The organism is Streptomyces sp. NPDC002853, assembly GCF_053591915.1.
This window is the reverse complement of record NZ_JBSFUS010000006.1, coordinates 530,391-549,330: the sequence shown is the minus strand read 5'-3', so window position 1 is coordinate 549,330 and position 18,940 is coordinate 530,391. Positions and strand designations below refer to the sequence as shown.

18 protein-coding genes are annotated in these 18,940 nt (G+C 70.4%); 4 read left to right on the top strand and 14 right to left on the bottom strand.

Annotated features, from left to right (window positions below; genetic code table 11):
• Positions 1–43: 43 nt before the first annotated feature.
• A complete protein-coding gene (locus ACWD02_RS19605; protein WP_451211961.1) occupies positions 44–919 on the bottom strand; it encodes a hypothetical protein in 876 nt (291 codons plus the stop codon).
• A gap of 67 nt (positions 920–986) precedes the next feature.
• Positions 987–1,706: a response regulator transcription factor gene (locus ACWD02_RS19600; RefSeq protein WP_451212114.1), complete on the bottom strand. Its 720-nt coding sequence runs from the start codon at positions 1,704–1,706 to the stop codon at positions 987–989.
• Between the two features lie 387 nt (positions 1,707–2,093).
• On the opposite strand from ACWD02_RS19600, the gene ACWD02_RS19595 reads away from it, so the two are divergent.
• Positions 2,094–2,810: a ScbR family autoregulator-binding transcription factor gene (locus ACWD02_RS19595; RefSeq protein ID WP_451211958.1), complete on the top strand. Its 717-nt coding sequence runs from the start codon at positions 2,094–2,096 to the stop codon at positions 2,808–2,810.
• A gap of 182 nt (positions 2,811–2,992) precedes the next feature.
• Here ACWD02_RS19595 and ACWD02_RS19590 read toward each other — a convergent pair whose 3' ends face one another.
• The 3 genes from ACWD02_RS19590 to ACWD02_RS19580 form a co-directional block, all read right to left on the bottom strand.
• On the bottom strand, positions 2,993–3,664 hold the full coding sequence (locus ACWD02_RS19590; RefSeq protein WP_451211955.1) for a ScbR family autoregulator-binding transcription factor: 672 nt from the start codon (positions 3,662–3,664) through the stop codon (positions 2,993–2,995).
• A 191-nt stretch (positions 3,665–3,855) separates the two neighbouring features.
• Positions 3,856–4,626, bottom strand: a complete 771-nt coding sequence (locus tag ACWD02_RS19585; RefSeq protein WP_451211952.1) for an SDR family NAD(P)-dependent oxidoreductase — start codon at positions 4,624–4,626, stop codon at positions 3,856–3,858.
• Between the two features lie 99 nt (positions 4,627–4,725).
• Positions 4,726–5,409, bottom strand: coding sequence for an HAD family phosphatase (locus ACWD02_RS19580; protein ID WP_451212111.1), 684 nt, complete (start codon positions 5,407–5,409; stop codon positions 4,726–4,728).
• 357 nt (positions 5,410–5,766) lie between these two features.
• Between ACWD02_RS19580 and ACWD02_RS19575 the strand changes: the two genes are divergently transcribed.
• Together ACWD02_RS19575 and ACWD02_RS19570 are read left to right on the top strand one after the other, a co-directional pair.
• Positions 5,767–6,768: a ScbA/BarX family gamma-butyrolactone biosynthesis protein gene (locus ACWD02_RS19575; protein WP_451211949.1), complete on the top strand. Its 1,002-nt coding sequence runs from the start codon at positions 5,767–5,769 to the stop codon at positions 6,766–6,768.
• Positions 6,769–6,983: 215 nt separating this feature from the next.
• Positions 6,984–8,780 (top strand): SGNH/GDSL hydrolase family protein, encoded by a 1,797-nt coding sequence (locus tag ACWD02_RS19570; RefSeq protein ID WP_451211946.1) that lies wholly within the window; start codon positions 6,984–6,986, stop codon positions 8,778–8,780.
• 53 nt (positions 8,781–8,833) lie between these two features.
• Here the strand turns inward: ACWD02_RS19570 and ACWD02_RS19565 are convergent, their stop codons facing one another.
• Genes ACWD02_RS19565 through pcaDC form a run of 3 tightly spaced genes read right to left on the bottom strand, consistent with a single transcriptional unit; the run spans position 8,834 to position 11,630 of the window.
• Positions 8,834–9,613 carry an exodeoxyribonuclease III gene (locus tag ACWD02_RS19565; protein ID WP_451211943.1) on the bottom strand — a complete coding sequence of 260 codons (780 nt, stop codon included), beginning with the start codon at positions 9,611–9,613 and terminating at the stop codon, positions 8,834–8,836.
• Positions 9,614–9,658: 45 nt separating this feature from the next.
• Positions 9,659–10,291 (bottom strand): MBL fold metallo-hydrolase, encoded by a 633-nt coding sequence (locus ACWD02_RS19560; protein WP_451212108.1) that lies wholly within the window; start codon positions 10,289–10,291, stop codon positions 9,659–9,661.
• Between the two features lie 40 nt (positions 10,292–10,331).
• Positions 10,332–11,630, bottom strand: coding sequence for a bifunctional 3-oxoadipate enol-lactonase/4-carboxymuconolactone decarboxylase PcaDC (gene pcaDC, locus ACWD02_RS19555; protein ID WP_451211940.1), 1,299 nt, complete (start codon positions 11,628–11,630; stop codon positions 10,332–10,334).
• Between the two features lie 142 nt (positions 11,631–11,772).
• On the opposite strand from pcaDC, the gene ACWD02_RS19550 reads away from it, so the two are divergent.
• Positions 11,773–12,708: an ornithine cyclodeaminase family protein gene (locus ACWD02_RS19550; protein WP_451211938.1), complete on the top strand. Its 936-nt coding sequence runs from the start codon at positions 11,773–11,775 to the stop codon at positions 12,706–12,708.
• Positions 12,709–12,712: 4 nt separating this feature from the next.
• Here the strand turns inward: ACWD02_RS19550 and ACWD02_RS19545 are convergent, their stop codons facing one another.
• From ACWD02_RS19545 to ACWD02_RS19520, 6 genes are all read right to left on the bottom strand, one after another.
• Entirely contained in the window at positions 12,713–13,987 is a 1,275-nt protein-coding gene (locus ACWD02_RS19545; RefSeq protein ID WP_451211935.1) for a sulfite oxidase, read from the bottom strand.
• A gap of 53 nt (positions 13,988–14,040) precedes the next feature.
• Complete coding sequence (locus ACWD02_RS19540) at positions 14,041–14,643, bottom strand: sugar kinase (RefSeq protein ID WP_451211932.1); 603 nt, start codon at positions 14,641–14,643, stop codon at positions 14,041–14,043.
• Positions 14,644–14,647: 4 nt separating this feature from the next.
• Entirely contained in the window at positions 14,648–15,805 is a 1,158-nt protein-coding gene (locus ACWD02_RS19535) for an ROK family glucokinase (protein WP_160508012.1), read from the bottom strand.
• A 209-nt stretch (positions 15,806–16,014) separates the two neighbouring features.
• Positions 16,015–16,824: an ATP-binding cassette domain-containing protein gene (locus tag ACWD02_RS19530; RefSeq protein ID WP_451211929.1), complete on the bottom strand. Its 810-nt coding sequence runs from the start codon at positions 16,822–16,824 to the stop codon at positions 16,015–16,017.
• Positions 16,821–17,891: an ABC transporter permease gene (locus ACWD02_RS19525; RefSeq protein WP_451211926.1), complete on the bottom strand. Its 1,071-nt coding sequence runs from the start codon at positions 17,889–17,891 to the stop codon at positions 16,821–16,823. The genes ACWD02_RS19530 and ACWD02_RS19525 overlap by 4 nt, the downstream gene beginning before the upstream one ends.
• On the bottom strand, positions 17,888–18,901 hold the full coding sequence (locus ACWD02_RS19520; RefSeq protein ID WP_451211923.1) for a sugar ABC transporter substrate-binding protein: 1,014 nt from the start codon (positions 18,899–18,901) through the stop codon (positions 17,888–17,890). Before ACWD02_RS19520 ends, ACWD02_RS19525 begins: the two co-directional genes overlap by 4 nt.
• Between the last annotated feature and the right edge of the window lie 39 nt (positions 18,902–18,940).

The window sequence follows — 18,940 nt, the reverse complement described above, 5'->3', positions numbered from 1 at the left end:
CCGATCGGGCCTCGTGGGGGGGCGGTGGGGTTGGCGGGGTGGGTCAGAGGGTGCGCGCCGCTCGGCGGCTGAAGCTCTCGTGCACGTCCTGCTCGAAGTAGTAGGTGCGCCCGACGCGTTGTTCGCGCCGCCACCGCTGCTCGCTGGCGAGCCGGTAGACGGTGCCCTTCGGGGTGCCCCAGAGCCTGCAGACGTCCGCCGCCGTCAACCAGCGGGCGGCGGGCGGTTGTTCGGTGGCCGCGACCCTGGGAACCCGGGCTATCGCCCTGCTGAGCTCCGTCCACTGGTGGCGTTCCCACACGTGCTCCGCGTTCCGGTCGCACCGGATCTCGGTGGCCGCGGCCCCGGTGGCCGCGTTGACGGCCGCGGTGAGCTCTCCTCCGCAGCCCTGTGTCGCGCACGGTCCGACGCGGACCGTGCGCCGCCGCTCCCCGTGGGCGATCCGGCGGGCCCTGCGGGCGAGCTGGGCCACTTCCCTGGTGGCCTCACCGACGGCGGGGTGCACGGCGAGCCAGTCGGCGTGCCGCACGAGGAAGAGGGAAAGGGGTTCGACAGAACGCCGGGGAGCGGAAATTCCACGCCCCTCCGCGACAAGTCCGCACCATGAACTCAAGGTGGTGAGAATAGATGTCCGCACATCGGCGGCGGCGCCGTTGAAGGGCATTCCGGGAAGCGATCCACCGCCGGTCGCCCGCTCCCCCGGCAATTGCGCCGAGCCGCCGCCCAATACGCTGCCGCAATCCTCGTGGAGTCCGGGCAGCCGGCGCAGCTGCACGACGAATCCTTCGCGGCACAGCGGGCAGAGGCGCTGCCCCCGCACGGCGAGGCGGCTGCCCTCGCCGGTCGCCGCGCGGTACTTGCATCCGTCTCCCTCGCACAGGGTGCTCGTGGTCGGGCGGGCGGCTGTCCGATGCGTCACGGGTGTCTCCGGAGGTCTCTCGGTCGGGTCGGGAGGAGCGGGGCCTTGCGCGGGCACTGATGCACGCTCACGCCTGGCCGAACCGGAATCCGACACCCCGGACGGTGATGATCCAGCCGCTGCAGCCCAACTTGCTCCGCAGGCTGCTGACATGGGTGTCGACGGTCCTGCGGGACCACGAGTCGCCCCAGACGCGCTGCATGAGCTGCTTGCGCGGGATGACGGTGTCGGGGTGGGAGGCGAGCAGGAAGAGGAGGTCGAACTCCTTGCGCGTCACGTCTATGCGCCTGCCTTCGAGGCTGACCTCGCGGGCGCCCGCGTCAATGCTCAACGGCCCGCGGGAGATGGCCTCGGCGGTGGACGACGGCTGCCGCGTGGTCCGGCGCATGACCGCCTCCATGCGGGCCATCAACTCCCGGAACCCGTAAGGCTTCACCAGGTAGTCGTCGGCGCCTGCCTGGAGACCGAGCACACGGTCCAGCTCGCTGCCGCGGCCGGTGACGGCGATGATCGGGATGTTGCTGACCCGCCGGATGTCCCGGCAGACCTCCAGCCCGTCCAGGTCGGGCAGTTCGAGGTCGAGGAGCATCAGGTCGGCCGTCTCGTACGATCGCAGCGCCTCGCGCCCCGTCGTGACGTGCTCGACCTCGTGGCTGTGCCTGCGCAACCCCCTCACCAGGCTGTTGGCGTCATCGACGTCGCTCTCGGCGACCAGCACGCGCCACACGTCGTTCGTGGCGCGAACTTCCCTCCCCGGGACGCCTGTCGGCCTGACCAGCACGGACATTCTCATGTCGCGTGAGGTCGGTATATGAGGCTCCAGAAGGTCTGCCGCACTCTGATTCATCGTCTTCCCCCTCGATCGATGCAGCTCAGCTACTACCTCGCGTCAAGACGGGTAGAAATTTACAAACCTCGGTGCCGGTTTGTCAAAGAAAAAAGTTTCCTTGAGACCGACGTCGCACCCGAGCTGAACCCGGACATAGCCACGCCAATCCGGCCGGAACGACTCCCCCAGCGACCCTTGACCCCACGAAGCTACGGGAAAAATTGGCGCCAGCTGTAGAAACAAAACAGACTTGGCGGTTTAAATACAGTTCATGAACACGCCGCCCCCGCGGGTCCCGCAGTCACCCGGGCCGCCCGCCCCCGCTCCAGAACCGTCAGGAATCTCATGACCAAGCAGGTACGGGCCGTTCGTACACGATCCCAGCTGATCGCCGCGGCCGCTCTCGCGTTCCACCAGCACGGCTTCACCCGCACCAGCCTCACGAACATCAGCCATCAAGTAGGCGTCAGCTCCGGGGCGTTGTACTTCCACTTCGAGAGCAAGGAAGCGCTGGCCACCGAGGTAGTGAAGCAGGCGTCCCGTGCGCTCCAGGACGCGGCGCGGCAGTCCTACCGGGCCGGCACCTCGTCCCTGCAGTGCCTGATCGACACCTCGCACGCGCTCGCCGAGCTCCTCCGCTCCGACACCGTCGTGCGAGCCGGATTCCGGCTCAACCGCGCGGGCCACGGCGCGAGTCGGACCGACCTGTGCCAGGAGTGGCAGGCCTGCGTCCAGCGGCTGCTCGCCGAGGCGGCCAGGGAGGGCTCACTGGCGCCCGGTGCCTCGCGGCAGAGCATCGTGGCCGCCCTGGTGGCGGCGACGGTCGGTTTCGAGGTGCTGAGCCGCGACGACTTCCAGTGGCTCTCCCGGCACGCTCTGAGCGGCTTCTGGAGCCTGCAGCTCCCGTGCATCGCCGCCCCGGAGGTTCTCGACCGGCTCAGCCCGGCAGGCTCCGACACGGCCGTGCACGGGCCGCGCGTGACCCGGCCTGGCGACGGGCGCTGGGCCCGCCCGGACGGCGCGCGGACCGAGCGCCCGGGAGCACGCCGGGCCACCACCTGAGCCGGCCGCCCCTGGCAAACGGCTGAGCCGGTTTGTCAGGGGCGCCGCGCGCACGCACGACCGTCGCGCGGACAGCCCCCCGGCGGCGGCGTCGCGGGCAGCACACGAAAACGCGGGCCGGGCCGGTACGCCACAAGGGCGCCCGGTCCGACCCGCGCGAAGTGTGCCGCGTACGGCCTGCCTCAGACCGCCGCGCCCACGTCCTCCCGAACGTCCGTCCGTGCCATCTCCGCCTCGACCAGCTCGCCGCGCCCCGGAGACATGTCCAGGGTGGCCAGCACGCCGGGCAGCGCGATGCTGGGCATGATGTGCCGGTACAGGGCCGCGGCCCGGTGGCGCAGCTCCGCCTGCTCGCCCGTCGACCGCGCCATCATGTTGATCCCGGCGTACGCGCCCACGATGATCAGGCCGGACTCGAGCGGATCGACGTGCGGCAGCAACTCGCCGTTGTTCTTGGCCTGCCGCAGCGTGTCCACGTTCAGCTCGGACCAGTTGCGGTACGGTCCGCTGCGGTCGAGCCGCGGGCCCGTGTCGTCCAGGGCGAGACGGACGCTGCCGCGCACCACCGGGTCGTACGTCAGGCGGTGGGCGAACACCATGCCGATGTCGACCACCTCCTGCAGCTTGGACTTGCGGGGGATGACCGGCAGCCCGTCACTCACCTGCGCGGCGAGGACCGCGAGGGCGAGCGCCTCCTTGGACTCGAAGTGGAAGTACAGCGCGCCCTTGGTCACTTCCGCCCGGGTGAGGATGTCCGTGATCTTGGCGGCTTCGTACCCGCACTCCTCGAAGACGCCGGCGGCCGCCTCGAGGATCACGCGGCGGGTCCTGATCCCGCGGTCCTGCTTCGCCATGGCCACTCCACCCATCTGCGCCCATCCGTGCGGGCCCTGTATACCTCCACGTGCCGGTGCACGCTGACGGAGCCATTCTAAACCGCCAGGTCTGTATGTAATCAATACGTCAGTCGCATATGCTTTTGAGATCGTTCACGCAAGAGGGCGTCCCGCGTCACCGGCATCCCGGACGCCCCACGCGTCACGCGTCACACGATGGTGAGCCCGCCGTCCACCGGCATGGTCATGCCGGTGACGAAGGAGGCACGGTCACTGAGCAGCCATGCGGCCGCCTCGGCCACTTCCTCGGGCTCCGCGGTGCGCGGCTGCGGGGTCGCCTGGTGCAGCACTTCCTCGATGCCGGGGTTCGCGGCGAACCACTCCCCCACGACCTCGGTCCGCGTCGTGCCCGGGGCCAGCGCGTTCACCCTGATCCCCTGCGCCGCGTACTCCGCGGCCGCGGCCTTGGTGAGCCCCAGCACCGCGTGCTTCGCGGCCACGTAGGGCGCGGCCACCGGGGTCGCGAGGAGGCCGCCCACGCTGCTGGTGTTCACGATCGCGCCGCCACCGGAAGTGAGCATCGAGGTGATCTCGTCACGCAGGCAGTTCCACACCCCGCGTACGTTGACGTCCATGATCTGGTCGTAGAGGCCGTCGTCCATGAGGTGCAGCGGGGTGCGCCCGGTGCCCCAGCCGGCGTTGTTGAACGCGGCGTCCAGCTTTCCGAAGCGGTCCACCGCGTGGGCCACCGCCGCCGCCGTGTCCCCGGGCCGTGTCACGTCCGTCACCACGTACTCGGCCTCGGCCCCCGCGTCGCACAGTTCCGCGACGAGCTGCTTGAGCCGGTCCTCCCTGCGTGCCGCGAGCACGACCTTGGCACCCTCGCGAGTGAAGACCCGGGCCGCCGCTTCCCCGATCCCGCTGCTCGCCCCCGTTATCAGCGCCACCCGGCCGTCGAGCAATGCCCCCTGCTTGGTCATCGGCTTCTCCCCCGTCACTGTCTTCTCCCCTGTCACGTAATTTTCCCTTGTCACGTGGATTTCCCCTGTCACATCAACCGGTGTTGTCCGTAGGGCGGTTCAGGCCCACACGGCCCCGGCGGCGGCCTCGGCGTCGACCCTGCGCAGCAGGTCCTCGTCGATCTCCTGGAGCGCTCCGACCACGTGCCGCACACCGGCCTTGCGCATCAACTCGCCCTGGTGACCGTGCTCGAAGCCGCTCGGGTGACCGATGAACGCCGTCCCGAGCTCCTTGGCCACCTCGGCGACCCGCGCCACGTCGTCGATGAAGACCACCTGGGCCGGTTCGAGTCCGAAGACATCGCGGACGATCTCCTGGACGCCGGGCCTGAAGTCATTGGTGCACACGTAGTGGGGCTCGTCGAAGAGCGGGGCCAGGTCGCCGAGGTGGCGGTCGAAGTGGGTCTTCTCCAGACCGCCGTAGCAGATGGTGCGCAGACCCAAGGAGCGCAGGCGGCCCAGGAGTTCGGCAGCTCCGTCGAGGACGCGGACCGGGTCCTCGGCGAGGTGTTCCGCGCGCTCGGCGAAGTAGAGGTCCCGGATCTCCTCCGCGGTTTCCGTCATCCCCGCCGCCGCCCCGAGCGCCTTGCAGGCGGTCAGCTGGGTCTGGGAGAAGATCTCGCGCTCGGTCACGGCGTCATAGCTGCCGCCGCGCCGGGTGATGAAGCGGTGGATCACGGGGCTGAAGGTGTCGTTGAGGAGCACGCCGTCGATGTTCACGGCGGCGAGCCGTATCTGCTCCAAGTGCTGCACAAGGTCTCCCCGTTGAGTGGTGTGACGCGGCGTGGCCCGGCGTTAAAGAGACGGAAACAAAACCGCGTGGACCGGATGTTCTGCGTCAGGAACATACCGGAAACAGCACGCGCGCAGCGGTGCGAGAGCAAGATCCTCATGGATGTACGCAACACCTGTCGGGCCGAGTTGAACCACCAAGCGGCGTTTCACCTGCGGAAACAGAGGATCTTCAGATGCTGGATCAGTCGGCGACCCACAGAGCGCCGAAAAGTTGCTCGCGAATCTTGTTGTAAACCAAACCACGAAGTACGTATCTTTTTCCCTGCCAAGCACGCCTCGGTCTGTCGACATCTCTATGGGGGAACCATGCTGCAGACGCTGGAGTCAACGGAGTCGGTCCGCACCACGGACACGCACCACACGGCCGCGAGACGCACGGTGGGGAGCATCGAAGCCACGCTGACCAGGACCGTTCCGCGAGAGTTCGTGCATCGGGCCGCGGTGGCCGAGGTATTCCTCACCGGCATACGACAGCTGAGCGACGAGCAGTTCACCGTGACCGCCCAGTGGCCCCGCGGCCACAGCTTCTACGGTTCCGTGCACGGCAGGTACGACCCCCTGCTGATCGCCGAGACCATACGCCAGGTCGGCGCACTCCTGTCCCACACGGTCTTCGACGTGGCACTCACCCACAAGTTCCTGCTGTGGGACCTGAATTACACCGCGCTGCCCGAGGGCCTGGTCATGGACTCCGCGCCGGCCGACCTCGAACTCTCCGTGACCTGCACCGAGATCCGCCGCCGCGGCAACCGGCTGGCCGGTCTGCGCTACGAGGCCACCATCAGGCACGCCGAGCGCATCATCGCCACGGGCGGGGCAAGCTTCACCACCACCTCACCGGAGGCGTACCGCCGACTGCGCGCCGCACGCCTGGAGAGCTCGACCGGCCCCGTGATCCCGGGCGCCTCCGTGCTGCCCCAACTGGTCGCCCGTACCTCGCCGTTCGACGTGGTCCTGGCCCCCGCCGAGCAGGCCGGGCGCTGGCAGCTGCGGGTCAACGCGGCCCACCCGGTGCTCTTCGACCACTACGTGGACCACGTACCCGGCATGGTCCTCCTGGAGGCGGCGCGCCAGGCGGCGCACGCCATCGGGTCGCAGGACCGCCCGGTCCTCCCCGTCACACTGGACAGCACCTTCCACCGGTACGCGGAGTTCGACAGCCCGTGCTGGGTGGACGCCGAGATCATCGACGGCGACGCCACGTCGCCCGACGCCTGCACGGTGCGCGTCACCGGCCGTCAGGACGGCGAGACCGTCTTCACCACGACCGTGGGCCTGACGGCGCTGAACCCGACACCCATGGTGTAGCCCCACCCGCGCATGACCCGCGGCCGGGAGGCCGGGGTGCGGCGGGCAGTGGCCGCCCCACCCGAACGGCCGTATCGCGCTCACCGCGATCACCCCGGTATCCCGGCAAGTTCGGGTCATGTTCACGCACACCTCATTGACGCTTCTCTCCCACCTCCTTAGCTTCATGGCGCACCTGTCGTCACGTCAGCTTCAGCCAAGGGGAGGGGTCTGGTGTGCGCCCACGCAGCTCGCGTACCTCGCGTATCTCACGTATCTGGGGTGCGGCCGCCGTACTCGCGGTGATCAGCGGCGCCGTGCCCGTGGCGACGGCACAGGCCGCCCCGCACAGACCCGGGCCGCTCCCTCTGGAGCGGCTCTTCGACAACCGGGCGATCAGCGATGACGCGCGGCCGGGCGATGCGGACTTCGACAGCTCGGGCGGTTCGCTCTCGGCGCGGGACCTCGCCGCGGCGGGCTGGACCCCGGGCCGTTCGCTCGCCGTGGACGGGGCACGGCTCACCCTGCCCCGCACGGCCGCGGGCGAGGCGGACAACGTCCGCGCCGACGGGCAGTCCGTGCGGGTGCGCGGACGCGGGGACGCCCTGGCGTTCCTCGTCGCGGGCACGGGCGGCGAGGCGAGCGGTACGGGGACGGTGCGCTACCGGGACGGCCGGAAGGGGACGTACCGCCTGACGGCGCCGGACTGGCGCTCGGGCCCGCTCGCCACGAAGGCGGTCGCGCTGCCGCATCTGAACACCCCGGGCGGTCAACTCGCCGAGAAGACACGGCTGTACGTGGTGACCGTGCCGGTGGCGCGCGGGCGCGAGGTCGCCTCGGTGACCCTGCCGAAGGATCCGGGCGCCCCGGATCTGCACGTCTTCGCGCTCTCCGTAAGGCAGCAGGCCAAGGGATGGACCGGCAGCTGGTCGACGTCGACGGCCGGTCGGACGACGGTGGGCCCCTGGACCGACCGGACCGTACGCCTTGTCGTCCACACCAGCACGGGCGGGCCGCGGGTGCGGATCCGGCTCGACAACACCTTCGCCTCCGCCCCGGTGCGGATCGGGAGCGCGACGGTGGCCGTGCAGGAATCCGGGGCGGGAGCGCGGGACGAGCCCCGGGCACTCTCCTTCCGCGGCAGGGCGGGAACCGAAGTCCCGGCGGGGGCGCAGGCGTTCAGCGATCCGCTCGACTTCGACGTGCCCGAGGACACGAATCTCCTGGTGAGTTTCCATCTTCCGGAGACGGTGACGACCGCCCCCGTCCACAGCCAGGCCATCCAGCGCTCGTACGTGAGCGGTCCCGGCGACCACGCGGCGGACGGCTCCCCGGCGGCGTACACGTCGACGATCACGACCTGGCCGCTGCTCACGGGGGTCGACGTGGGCGGTGGCCCCGGGTCGGTGGTGCTGCTCGGCGACTCCATCACGGACGGCGTGAAGTCGACGCAGGACGCGAACCGCCGCTGGCCCAATGTCCTTGCCACACGGCTGCTCCAGCAGGACGAGGTCCCGCGCTTCGGTGTCCTGAACCAGGGGATCTCGGCGAACCGCGTGGTCGCGGACCGCTACCCCGGCGACGGGGTCTCCACCGACACGGGCGGCGTCAGCGCGCTGCACCGCCTGGACCGTGACGTGTTCGCCCAGACGTCGGCCCGTACGGTCGTCGTCTTCGAAGGTGTCAACGACGTGCGGTGGGGCGCGTCGGCGGATCAGGTGATCGCCGGTATGCGCGAGATCTCCGAGCGGGCCCGTGCGCGGGGCCTGCACGTGGTGGCCGCGACCATCGCGCCCTGCCAGGGCGAGTCCCTGTGCACGGCGGCGGCGGACGCGGAACGGGTGAAGGTCAACGACTATCTGCGCGACGGCGACGACTTCGACGCCGTCCTGGACTTCGACGCGGTACTGCGGGATCCGGCGAACCCGGCACGGATGCTGGCCGCGTACGACAGCGGAGACCATCTGCATCCCGGGGACGCGGGGCTCGCCGCCATCGCGGAGTCGGTGGATCTGCGGCTGCTGGAGCCGTAGGGAGCGGGCCGGGGTGCCGACCGGAGGTCCTCACCCCGGTCGGCGCCCCTGGGTCACACGTCCAGGTCCACGACGACCGGCGCGTGGTCCGACGCGCCCTTGCCCTTGCGCTCCTCGCGGTCCACGTACGAGTCGGAGACGGCCTTGGCGAACGCCTCGTTCCCGTACACCAGGTCGATGCGCATCCCCTTGTTCTTGGGGAAGCCGAGCTGGCGGTAGTCCCAGTACGTGAACGGGTGGTCGTACTTCAGGGGCCGCGGCACGACGTCCGAGAGGCCCGCCTCCCGCAGTGCCGCGAGTGCCGCGCGCTCGGCGGGGGTCACATGCGTGGCGCCCTCGAACAGGGCGGGGTCCCACACGTCCGCGTCGGTCGGCGCCACATTGAAGTCCCCGAGGACCGCGAAGGGCCGCTCGCCCGCCGCGTCGGCGGCGACCGCGGTCTTCAGCGCCTCGAACCACCGCAGTTTGTACGCGAAGTGCGCGTGGTCCACCTCGCGGCCGTTGGGCACGTACACCGACCAGACGCGGGCAGGACCGCAGGTGGCGGAGATGGCGCGCGGCTCCTGGACCCCGTCGTAGTCCGGGCCGCCGGGCAGGCCGGTGGTCACGTCGTCGAGGCCCACGCGGGAGACCAGCGCGACGCCGTTCCACCGTCCCGTCGCGTTCACCGCCGACTCGTACCCGAGCTCGCGGAGCTCTACGGCGGGGAACTGCTCCGCGGTGGTCTTGGTCTCCTGGATGCACAGCACATCCGTACCGCTGCTCTCCAGCCAGGCGAGGAGCCTGGGCAGCCGAGCGGTGATCGAGTTCACGTTCCAGGTGGCAATGCGCATGCTTCCCAACCTACCGAACGCCACTGACAGTCCCCGGCCCGCCGGTCACAGCTCGGCGGACTCCCCCGGCGTGAGCCGCAGGTGCTCCGCGCCGCCGAGTGACCCGATCTGCGAGTCGTAGATCGGCCGGGCCAGGTCCGTGAGCAGGGCGTCGTGGACGTCGTAGGCGCGCTGCGGCTTGACCTCGCGCACGTAGTCGATGACCTCGGAGATCTTGCTCCAGGGCGCCATCACCGGCAGCATCAGCGTCTGAACCGGCTGCTCGGGGACGGTCAGGGCGTCTCCCGGGTGGAAGACCGAACCGTCCACCAGATAGCCGACGTTGGTGATGCGCGGGATGTCCGGGTGGATCACGGCGTGCAGCTCGCCGTGCACCTGTACGGCGAATCCGGCGGCCTCGAAGGTGTCGCCGTGCCCGACGGTGTGCACCCGCCCCGGGAAGGCCGCCGAGATCTTCTCCGCGACGGAGCGCAGGGTCCAGATCTCGGCTGCGGGGTTGGCCTCGAGACCGGCCCGCAGCCGCTCCTCGTCGAAGTGGTCGGGGTGCTCGTGCGTGACCAGGATCGCGTCGGCGCCGAGCGCCGCGTCCTGTTCGCTGAAGCCGCCCGGGTCGATGACCAGACTCCGGCCGTCCCGCTCCAGGCGGACACAGGCGTGCGTCTTCTTCGTGAGCTTGATGCGCTTCGCGGCAGTCGTCATTGCCCCATCCTGCTACGCCTCACTCCTGGGGCGTGGTTTCCTCACGGATCACGGCCTGGGCGACCTTGAAGGCGGAGTTCGCCGCGGGGACGCCGCAGTAGACGGCCGCCTGGAGCAGTACTTCCTTGATCTCCTGCGCGGTGAGGCCGTTGCGCAGGGCGGCGCGGGTGTGGAAGGCCAGCTCGTCGAGGTGGCCGCCCGCGACGAGCGCGGTCAGCGTGACGCAGCTGCGGGAGCGCCGGTCCAGGCCGGGACGGTTCCAGACCTCGCCCCACGCGTAGCGCGTGATGAGCTCCTGGAAGTCCGTGGAGAAGTCGTCGGCCGCGGCGAGCGCGCGGTCGACGTGCGCGTCACCGAGCACCTCGCGGCGGACCTTGATCCCGGCCTCATAGAGGTCGGGGCGGCCGTCGCCCACGGCCTCGGGCTGCTCCATGGGGCCGATCTCGGCCACGGGGAAGACGGGCGGCGGCGGGGCGAGCACCGGCTTGACCGGCGTCGCGCTGATCGCCGCGTGCGTCCCGGTGGCGTCGGGTGCGAGCTGCCAGGCGGTGGAGAAGTGGCGTACGAGAAGGTCGGTGACGGCGGCGGGCTGCTCGACGGGGGCGAGGTGGGAGGCCCCCGGCACCACTGCGAGGCGGGAGTCCGGGATGCCGGCGACGAGGGTACGGGCCTCGCCCTGCCCGGTGACCTGGTCCTCGGACCCGACCAGGACGAGGGTGGGCACTCCTATCCGGCCCAGTTCGGCGCGCACGTCGAAGGCGGCGAGGGCCTCGCAGGCGGCGATGTAGCAGCCCGGGTCGGTCGTCCGCACCATCTGTACGGCCCAGTCGGTGATGGCGGGCTGCGCGGCGGCGAAGCCGGGCGTGAACCAGCGCTCGGGGGACGTGCGCGCGATGGGGTCGAGGCCGTTACTCCGCACGATCACCCCGCGCTGGCGGAACTCGTCGGCGCTGCCGAAGCGGGGCGAGGCGGAGATCAGCGCCAGGGAGGCGACGCGCTGCGGGTGCCGCAGGGCGAGCTCGGCCCCTATCGCGCCGCCGAAGGCGCAGCCCGCGTACCCGAAGCGCTGCACGCCGACCTCGTCGAGCGTGACGAGAAGCCGCTGGACGAGGTCGCCGACGGAGCCGCAGGGGTGCGCGGGGGCGCCCCCGTGTCCGGGCATGTCGAAGCGGAACACACGCCACTGCTTGACCAGCTCGGGCACCTGCCGGTCCCACATGTGCCAGGTGGTGCCGAGCGAGGGTCCGAGGATCAGCACGGGGGCGTCTTCGGGGCCGTCGAAGCGGTACTGGAGGGCAGGGGTAGTCGTCTCGCTCACCGCTCTACGCTAACGGGCGGAGCTGACGCGTGAGTAAGAGGGTGCGCAAGCTCTCGCCGGGACGGTTGTCCGCGACGCGGGATTGCGCGCGACAAATACGAGCAGATACTCCTGAACTGCCCGCCCCCGAAAGGAACCAGCAATGAGCGAGGCCCCGCCCTACATCGACGCCGAGGCCATGGCCCGGTCCGTCCCGATGTCCGCGGCGATCGAGGCGGTGGAAGCCGCCCTCAGGGCGGGCCTGGACCCGGAGGCGGAGCCGCCGCGGGGAGTGGTCGACGTGCCGGGCGGCCAACTGCTGCTGATGCCGTCCTCCACGAGGGCGTACACCGGGGTGAAGATCGCCACGGTCACCCCGGAGAACACCGCCCGCGATCTCCCTCGTGTCCAGGGCCTGTACCTCCTCCTGGACGGCACGACCCACACGCCCCTTGCCGTCCTCGACGGGATCGCGCTGACCTCGCTGCGGACCCCCGCGGTGTCGGGCGCGGCGATCAAGCACCTGGCGGTCCCGGAGGCCCGCCGCCTGCTGGTCTTCGGCACCGGCCCGCAGGCCTGGGGCCACGTGGAGGCGGTCCGCGCGGTACGCCCGACGCTGACCCACGTGGACGTGGTGGCGCGCAACCCCGAGCGCGTCGCGGCCTTCGTCGGCCGATGCCGCGAGGCGGGCCTCTCGGCGGCGCCCGCGACCCCGGCGGACGTCGCGACCGCCGACGTGGTCTGCTGCTGCACCACGTCCCGCGAACCGCTCTTCGACAGCACGCTGCTCCCGCCCCACGCGACGGTGGCCGCGGTGGGCTCCCACGAACCGGACGCACGCGAGGTCGACGAGCACCTGCCGGCCCGCGCGGTGATGGTCGCGGAGTCCCACGAGGTCGCGCTGCGGGAGTGCGGCGACATCGTCCTCGCGACGGCCACGGGCGCCTTCGACGTACAGAACCTGCGCACGCTGGCCGAGTTGGTACGAGGCGAGGTAAAGATCCCCGACGACCAACCTCGCCTGTTCAAGTCCGCGGGGATGGCCTGGGAGGACTTGGGGGTGGCGGCGGCCGTTTATGAGGGGGCCGGAGCCGGCTAGAGGCTCACACCACCCTCACCGCATGCCGCACCACCGCGTCGAACAGGTAGCCCTGTGTGTTGTGTGTCGTCGTCTTCGGCTGGGTGCGGCCCGTGGTGTCCGTGGCGCGGGCCAGGAGTGTTGCCGGGCCCGGGGTTCGGGGGTGCCAGGGGGTGGTCCAGCGGGTCCACGTGGCTCGGTGGGGGGTGTCCTTGAGGTGGGCCGGCTGCCAGGTGCGGCCCTCGTCCGTGCTGATGTCCACGCGGGTGATCGCGCCCGTCGCCGACCATGAGCGGCCGGTGAGGTGGTGGGTCGTGGACGCCGGGAGGCTTGCGTTCCAGGGGAGTTCGAAGGCGGACTTCAGCGTCTGGCGGGTGAGTGGGGCGCTGCCCTCCGGGGGGTACGCGTCGCCGAACAGGCGGTAGAACTGCGTGTTCCAGGGCGAGTAGAGCGGGGTGGACGAGACCTCGATGTCGCCCACCCATTTGATCGACGCGATGCCCACCCACGCCGGGACCAGGACCCTCACCGGGTAACCGTGGTCCGCGGGGAGCGGGGCGCCGTTCATCTCGTACGCCAGGAGTACGTCGTCCATCGCCTTGGCGAGCGGCAGGGGGCGGCGGACCCGGCCCAGGTTGGTGCCGTCGTCCGTGACGTACTCCGCGTCCAGGCCGCTGGGCAGCACGTCCACCGCGTGCCGGGAGACGCCTGCCCGGCGCAGGACTTCGGAGAGGCGCACGCCGCGCCAGCGCGCGTTGCCGATCGCGCCCAGGGTCCAGGCCGTGCCGGAGGCCGGTCGGCCCTGCTGGGTGGTGAAGAAGCTTCTGCCGTTGCCGGCGCATTCGACGAAGGCGGTGCGTGTCGTCGACGGGAGGCGTTTGAGGTCGGCGAGCGTGAACTCCCTGGCCCTGCCGTCCCGGAGGCCGTCGCCCCAGATCCGCAAGGTCCACGTCTTCGCGTCCAGGCGTGGCGTCGCCGTGTGGTTGCGCACGAAGAAGTGCGACGCGGGGGTGTGCAAGCCGGTCTCGGCCAGCGCCTCGAACTTCGTCTCCGCGTTCGTGCCGCGGATCGTGAAGCGGTCCGCGGGGAGCGGTTTCACGATCCCGGCTGCGACAGCGCCCTGCGCCGCCTGTGCCCGGGGTGCGCCCAGTGCCACCGGCAGCGTCGCCGCGGCCCCGGCCGCCGCGAGCAGCCGCAGCATGTCCCTGCGTGCCACCCCGTCCGCGCGCGCCTCCCCCGCGAGCCACTGGGCGCGCCGGCGTCTGTCGTACTCCTCTTCGGACGTCACTCTGGAGATCATGGGCGTCATCGTACGAGTCGCCCGTCGGTCAACTCACCGATGAAACACGCCAGTTACGGGGTTGTCGTAGACACTACATAGACCATCGGGTGCTCCGCGTTGACGCGGTTCACCACCACGTCCAGGGTCGGCACCGGGTCCTTCTGCACATGGGTCAGACCCATCCAGGGGCCCGGGTCCGTGAACTCCCAGCCGACCACCTTGCGGTCGCGCTTGCTGATGGTGATGTCGTTCTTCTCCAGCGCCTTGGTGCTCGTGCCGATCTGCTTGAGGAACTTGTCCAGACCTTCGTTGCTCGTCAGGAACTGGGCGTACAGGCGGCTGGTGCGCCAGTTGTTCGTCTCGTAGTAGGCGACTTCCCGGGAGTAGTACGGGATGGGCACGTCGTAGAGACGGCGCTGCACCTTGGAGGGCCAGCCCGCGGTGAGGCCGGTCGCGGAGTACTTTGCCTCCTTGTCGCGGCCGCTGTTGCGGCTCTGGTTCGCGGAGATCACCAGATAGCCGGCCGGCACGCCGATCAGGAGCACGATGATCGTGGCCGTCAGCCAGCGGCGGCGGAGCATGTGGCGGCGGCCCTCGCGGGGGCGGCCACCCTCGTCGGCGGTGTCCGGGGAGTCCGCGGAGTCCGGGGACGAGGGCTGGCGGGGGACGGTCATCTGTTTACTGGGTTCCCTGAGAGGTGCGGTCGTTGGTGCGGCGCGCTTCCACGTACCGCTCGTACCGTTCGTGGCGCTCCACCCGGCGGCGGTTGGCCCGGCGGAAGCGGCGGGCCACCAGACGGGCCAGGTCGGCCGCGCCCACCATGCCCGCCTCGGGGCCGAGCTGGGCGCGGGCGATACGGGCCTCGGGGCGGTAGCCGCGGCCGGTCAGCTGGCGGCGGAAGGCGTCGCGGGCCGGGCCGATCAGGAGGTCGTCGGCGGCCGAGACGCCGCCGCCGATCACGAAGCAGGACGGGTCGAGGGCGGCGGCCAGGTTCGCGATGCCCACGCCGAGCCACTGGCCGATGTCCTGGAGGAGCTCGACGCACATCGCGTCGCCGTCGCGGGCCAGCTCCGTGATCAGGGGGCCCGTGATGTCGGGGATGTTGCCCTTGACCCGCTCGATGATCCCGTACGCAACCGGGGAGTCGGCGGCGGCGAGCTCGCGGGCCTCCCTGACCAGCGCGTTGCCGGAGCTGTACTGCTCCCAGCAGCCGCGGTTGCCGCACGGGCAGCGGTGGCCGCCGGGGACGACCTGCATGTGCCCGAACTCGCCGGCGACCCCGAACTTGCCGCGCTTGACCTGGCCGTCCTCCAGGATCGCGCCGCCGATGCCGGTGCCGAGCGTGATCATGACCAGGTGGTCCTCGCCGCGGGCCGCGCCGAAGCGCCATTCCGCCCAGGCGGCGGTGTTCGCGTCGTTGTCGACGAGCACGGGCACCGCGAGGCGGCCGGAGATGCGGTCGCGGAGGGGTTCGTTGCGCCAGGACAGGTGGGGGGCGAACAGGACGCGGTTGCGGTCCGCGTCGACCCAGCCCGCCGCGCCGATGCCCACCGCGTGCACGTCGTGCCGGTCGGAGAGGTCGAGGACCAGCTCGACGATGGTGTCCTCGACGACCTTGGGGCTCTTGGACTTGTCCGGGGTCTCCGTGCGGAGCGTCTCCAGGATGTTTCCGTCGGCGTCGACGACGCCCGCCATCACCTTCGTGCCGCCGATGTCGATGCCGACGGTGGGCACACGGGGCGCCGTCAGATGTGATCGGCGCTCACGCGTGCCCACGGTCCGCAGGACGGTGGCTCGGGCGGAGCCGCGGTGCGCGAGATCGCGGTAGGTGCTCATTGCGGCGATTCTGCCTCACACTCGCGGGGGCGCGCACAACGGACCCCGGGGTGCCCCCAGGCTCCGGGGGTGCCCCGTCAGGGGCGCGGGGAACTGCGCGAGCGACCACAAAAAAGCCGCAAACGCGTCTGCTGGGTCACAGAGCAGTCGCGACTGCGGCTTTTCCTGGGCTGAGCGCGCAGTTCCCCGCGCCCCTGACGGGGCCTTGCTCAGCGCTTCTCCAGCTCGTGACGCAAGTCGTCCAGTTCGGAGCCGCCCGCCATCTGGCGGGTCAGTTCGTCCAGGGTGATCTCGTCACGCGCGTAGCTGCCGAACATCGTGCCGCGCTTCAGGAGGACGAAACGGTTGCCGACCAGGAAGGCGTGGTGCGGGTTGTGGGTGATCAAGACCACTCCGAGGCCCGCGTCCCGCGCCGCCGCGACGTACTTCAGGACGACGCCCGACTGCTTGACGCCCAGCGCGGCGGTGGGCTCGTCCAGGACGAGGACCTTCGCGCCGAAGTACACCGCGCGCGCGATCGCCACGCACTGGCGCTCGCCGCCCGACAGGGTGCCGATGGGCTGGTCGACGTCGCGCAGGTCGATGCCCATGCGCAGCAGCTCCGCGCGTGTCGTCTCGCGCATGAGGTCGACGTCGAGGCGCTTGAAGGGGCCCACGCCCTTCGTCGGCTCGGAGCCGAGGAAGAAGTTGCGCCAGACCGGCATCAGCGGGACCACGGCGAGGTCCTGGTAGACCGTGGCGATGCCGTGGTTCAGCGCGTCGCGGGGCGTGCCGAGCTTCGCGTCCTCGCCCTCGATCCGGAAGGTCCCGGCGTCGTGCTGGTGCAGACCCGCGATGATCTTGATGAGGGTCGACTTGCCCGCGCCGTTGTCGCCGAGGACGCAGGAGATCTCGCCCGCGTGGACCTCCAGGGAGACGCCTTCGAGGGCGCGGATGTTGCCGTAGTACTTGCTGACGTCGTCGAGCTCGACGAGGGGCGTGCGCTCCGTGGCGGGCGTCGCGTCGGTCACTTCCGTCATTTCGTCGCCTCCGCGCGCTTGCGGACCCAGTGGTTGAGCAGGGTCGCCAGGAGCAGCATCACTCCGAGGAAGAACTTGAACCAGTCGGGGTTCCACTCGGCGAACACGATGCCCTTGCTGACCATGCCGAAGATGAGGGCGCCGACGGCCGCGCCGACCGCGGAGCCGTAGCCGCCGGTGATCAGGCAGCCGCCGATGACGGCCGCGATGATGTAGATCAGTTCGTTGCCGACGCCCTCGCCGGACTGGACGACGTCGTACGAGAAGAGCAGGTGCTGGCCCGAGATCCAGGCGCCGAAGGCGACGCCCATGTAGAGGCCGATCTTCGTCGCGGCGACCGGGACGCCGACCGCGCGAGCCGCGTCCTCGCCGCCGCCGACCGCGAAGATCCAGTTGCCGACGCGGGTACGGAGCAGGACCCAGGTGGCCACCGCGATCAGGCCGAGCCACCACAGGATCGTGATCTTGAAGTCGACGCCGCCGATGGTGATCGTCGAGGCGAAGACGTCCTTGGCGGAGGTGAAGCCCTCCATGTCGGCGATCGACTTCGTGGAGACCGTGCCGCTGATCAGCTTGGTGAAGCCGAGGTTCATGCCGGTCAGCATCAGGAACGTACCGAGCGTGATGATGAAGCTCGGCGGGTCGGTGCGCGTCAGCATCACGCCGTTGAAGACGCCGATCGCGAGGGTGACGAGCAGCGAGACGAGCACGCCGACCCAGACGTTCGCCGTCATCTGGTAGCTGAACATCGACGAGATCAGCGCGGAGGACGTCACCATGACGCCCGCCGACAGGTCGAACTCGCCGCCGATCATCAACAGCGCCACCGGCACCGCCATGATGCCGAGCGTCGATGCCGCGTACAGCACCGTGGCGAGGCTGCTGGCCTGCAGGAAGCTGTCCGCGGCAACCGCGAAGAAGACGAAGACGGCGATGGCGCCGACGACGGAGCCGAGCTCGGGCCGGCCCATCAGCTTCTTCAGCGGCGAGGCCTTCAGGAGGCGCTCGTCCGACTTCGTGCCCGGGGAGCCGGGTGACGGGGCGGGCGCCGGGGCTGTGGCTGTCATCGGGTCCCTCGCTTCGCGTATTCCTCCAGCTTGGCGGCCTGGCCCTTGGTGACGATCTGCGGACCGGTGAGGACCGGCTTGCCGCCGCCGAGCACGTCGTCGTTGTACTTGTAGAGCCAGAGCAGGTCCACGGCTTCGTAGCCCTGGAGGTAGGGCTGCTGGTCGACGGCGAAGCCGAGCGTGCCGTCCTTCAGGCCCGCCGCGACCTTCTCGTTCAGGTCGAAGGTGTCGACCTCGGCCTTGCTGCCCGCGCTGTCTGCGGCCTTCACCGCGGTGTCCGCGAAGGGCGCGCCGAGCGTGACCACCGAGTCGATGGACTTGTCGGACTGGAGCCTGGCCTCGATGGAGGACTGCACGTCGGGCATGTTCGTGCCGGTCACGTACAGGTTCTGCATCTTGCCGTCGAAGGTCTTCTTGGCGCCGTCGCAGCGCTGCTCGTGCCCGACGTTGCCCTGCTCGTGCAGGATGCAGAGCGCCTTCTTCTTGCCGCGCTTGTTGAGCTCGTCGCCGACGGCCTCGCCCGCGATCGTCTCGTCCTGACCGATGTGGGTGAGCGCGCCGAACTCCTTGGACTCCGCGGAACCGGAGTTCACGGTGATCACCGGGATGCCGGCCTTCTTCGCGCGGGCCAGGGCGCCCTTCATCGCGTCGGGCTTGGCGAGGGTGACGATGATGCCGTCGACCTTCTTGTCGATGTACGAGTCCACGAGCTGGGCCTGCTGCTGGGCCTCGGCGTTGTGGGAGTAGAGGAACTTGATGTTGTCCTTGCGGGCCGCCTCCTCGGCGCCCTCCTGGACGATGTCCCAGAACGTGTCGCCGTCACCCGAGTGGGTCACCATGCCGAACGTCCACCTCGGCGTGCTCACCGCTGCCTTGCCGTGTGCCGTTGCCGCCTTGCGTGCGTCCTCGGCCCGCTTGCCGCCGGTGCTGCTGCACCCCGCGAGGGATACCCCGAGCACCGCGACCAGCACGGCGCCCACCGCACGTACCCCTGTCTGAACCCTTGCCACGACGCCGTGCCCTTCTAGCTCTGCTCCTCGGTGAGGCCG

Bases quoted from the DNA above. Each gene is read 5' to 3' on its own strand.
- ACWD02_RS19600 (WP_451212114.1), bottom strand. From the start codon at position 1,706: ATGTCCGTGCTGGTCAGGCCGACAGGCGTCCCGGGGAGGGAAGTTCGC.
- ACWD02_RS19595 (WP_451211958.1), top strand. From the start codon at position 2,094: ATGACCAAGCAGGTACGGGCCGTTCGTACACGATCCCAGCTGATCGCC.
- ACWD02_RS19590 (WP_451211955.1), bottom strand. From the start codon at position 3,664: ATGGCGAAGCAGGACCGCGGGATCAGGACCCGCCGCGTGATCCTCGAG.
- ACWD02_RS19585 (WP_451211952.1), bottom strand. From the start codon at position 4,626: ATGACCAAGCAGGGGGCATTGCTCGACGGCCGGGTGGCGCTGATAACG.
- ACWD02_RS19575 (WP_451211949.1), top strand. From the start codon at position 5,767: ATGCTGCAGACGCTGGAGTCAACGGAGTCGGTCCGCACCACGGACACG.
- ACWD02_RS19565 (WP_451211943.1), bottom strand. From the start codon at position 9,613: ATGCGCATTGCCACCTGGAACGTGAACTCGATCACCGCTCGGCTGCCC.
- ACWD02_RS19550 (WP_451211938.1), top strand. From the start codon at position 11,773: ATGAGCGAGGCCCCGCCCTACATCGACGCCGAGGCCATGGCCCGGTCC.
- ACWD02_RS19545 (WP_451211935.1), bottom strand. From the start codon at position 13,987: ATGATCTCCAGAGTGACGTCCGAAGAGGAGTACGACAGACGCCGGCGC.
- ACWD02_RS19540 (WP_451211932.1), bottom strand. From the start codon at position 14,643: ATGACCGTCCCCCGCCAGCCCTCGTCCCCGGACTCCGCGGACTCCCCG.
- ACWD02_RS19535 (WP_160508012.1), bottom strand. From the start codon at position 15,805: ATGAGCACCTACCGCGATCTCGCGCACCGCGGCTCCGCCCGAGCCACC.
- ACWD02_RS19530 (WP_451211929.1), bottom strand. From the start codon at position 16,824: ATGACGGAAGTGACCGACGCGACGCCCGCCACGGAGCGCACGCCCCTC.
- ACWD02_RS19525 (WP_451211926.1), bottom strand. From the start codon at position 17,891: ATGACAGCCACAGCCCCGGCGCCCGCCCCGTCACCCGGCTCCCCGGGC.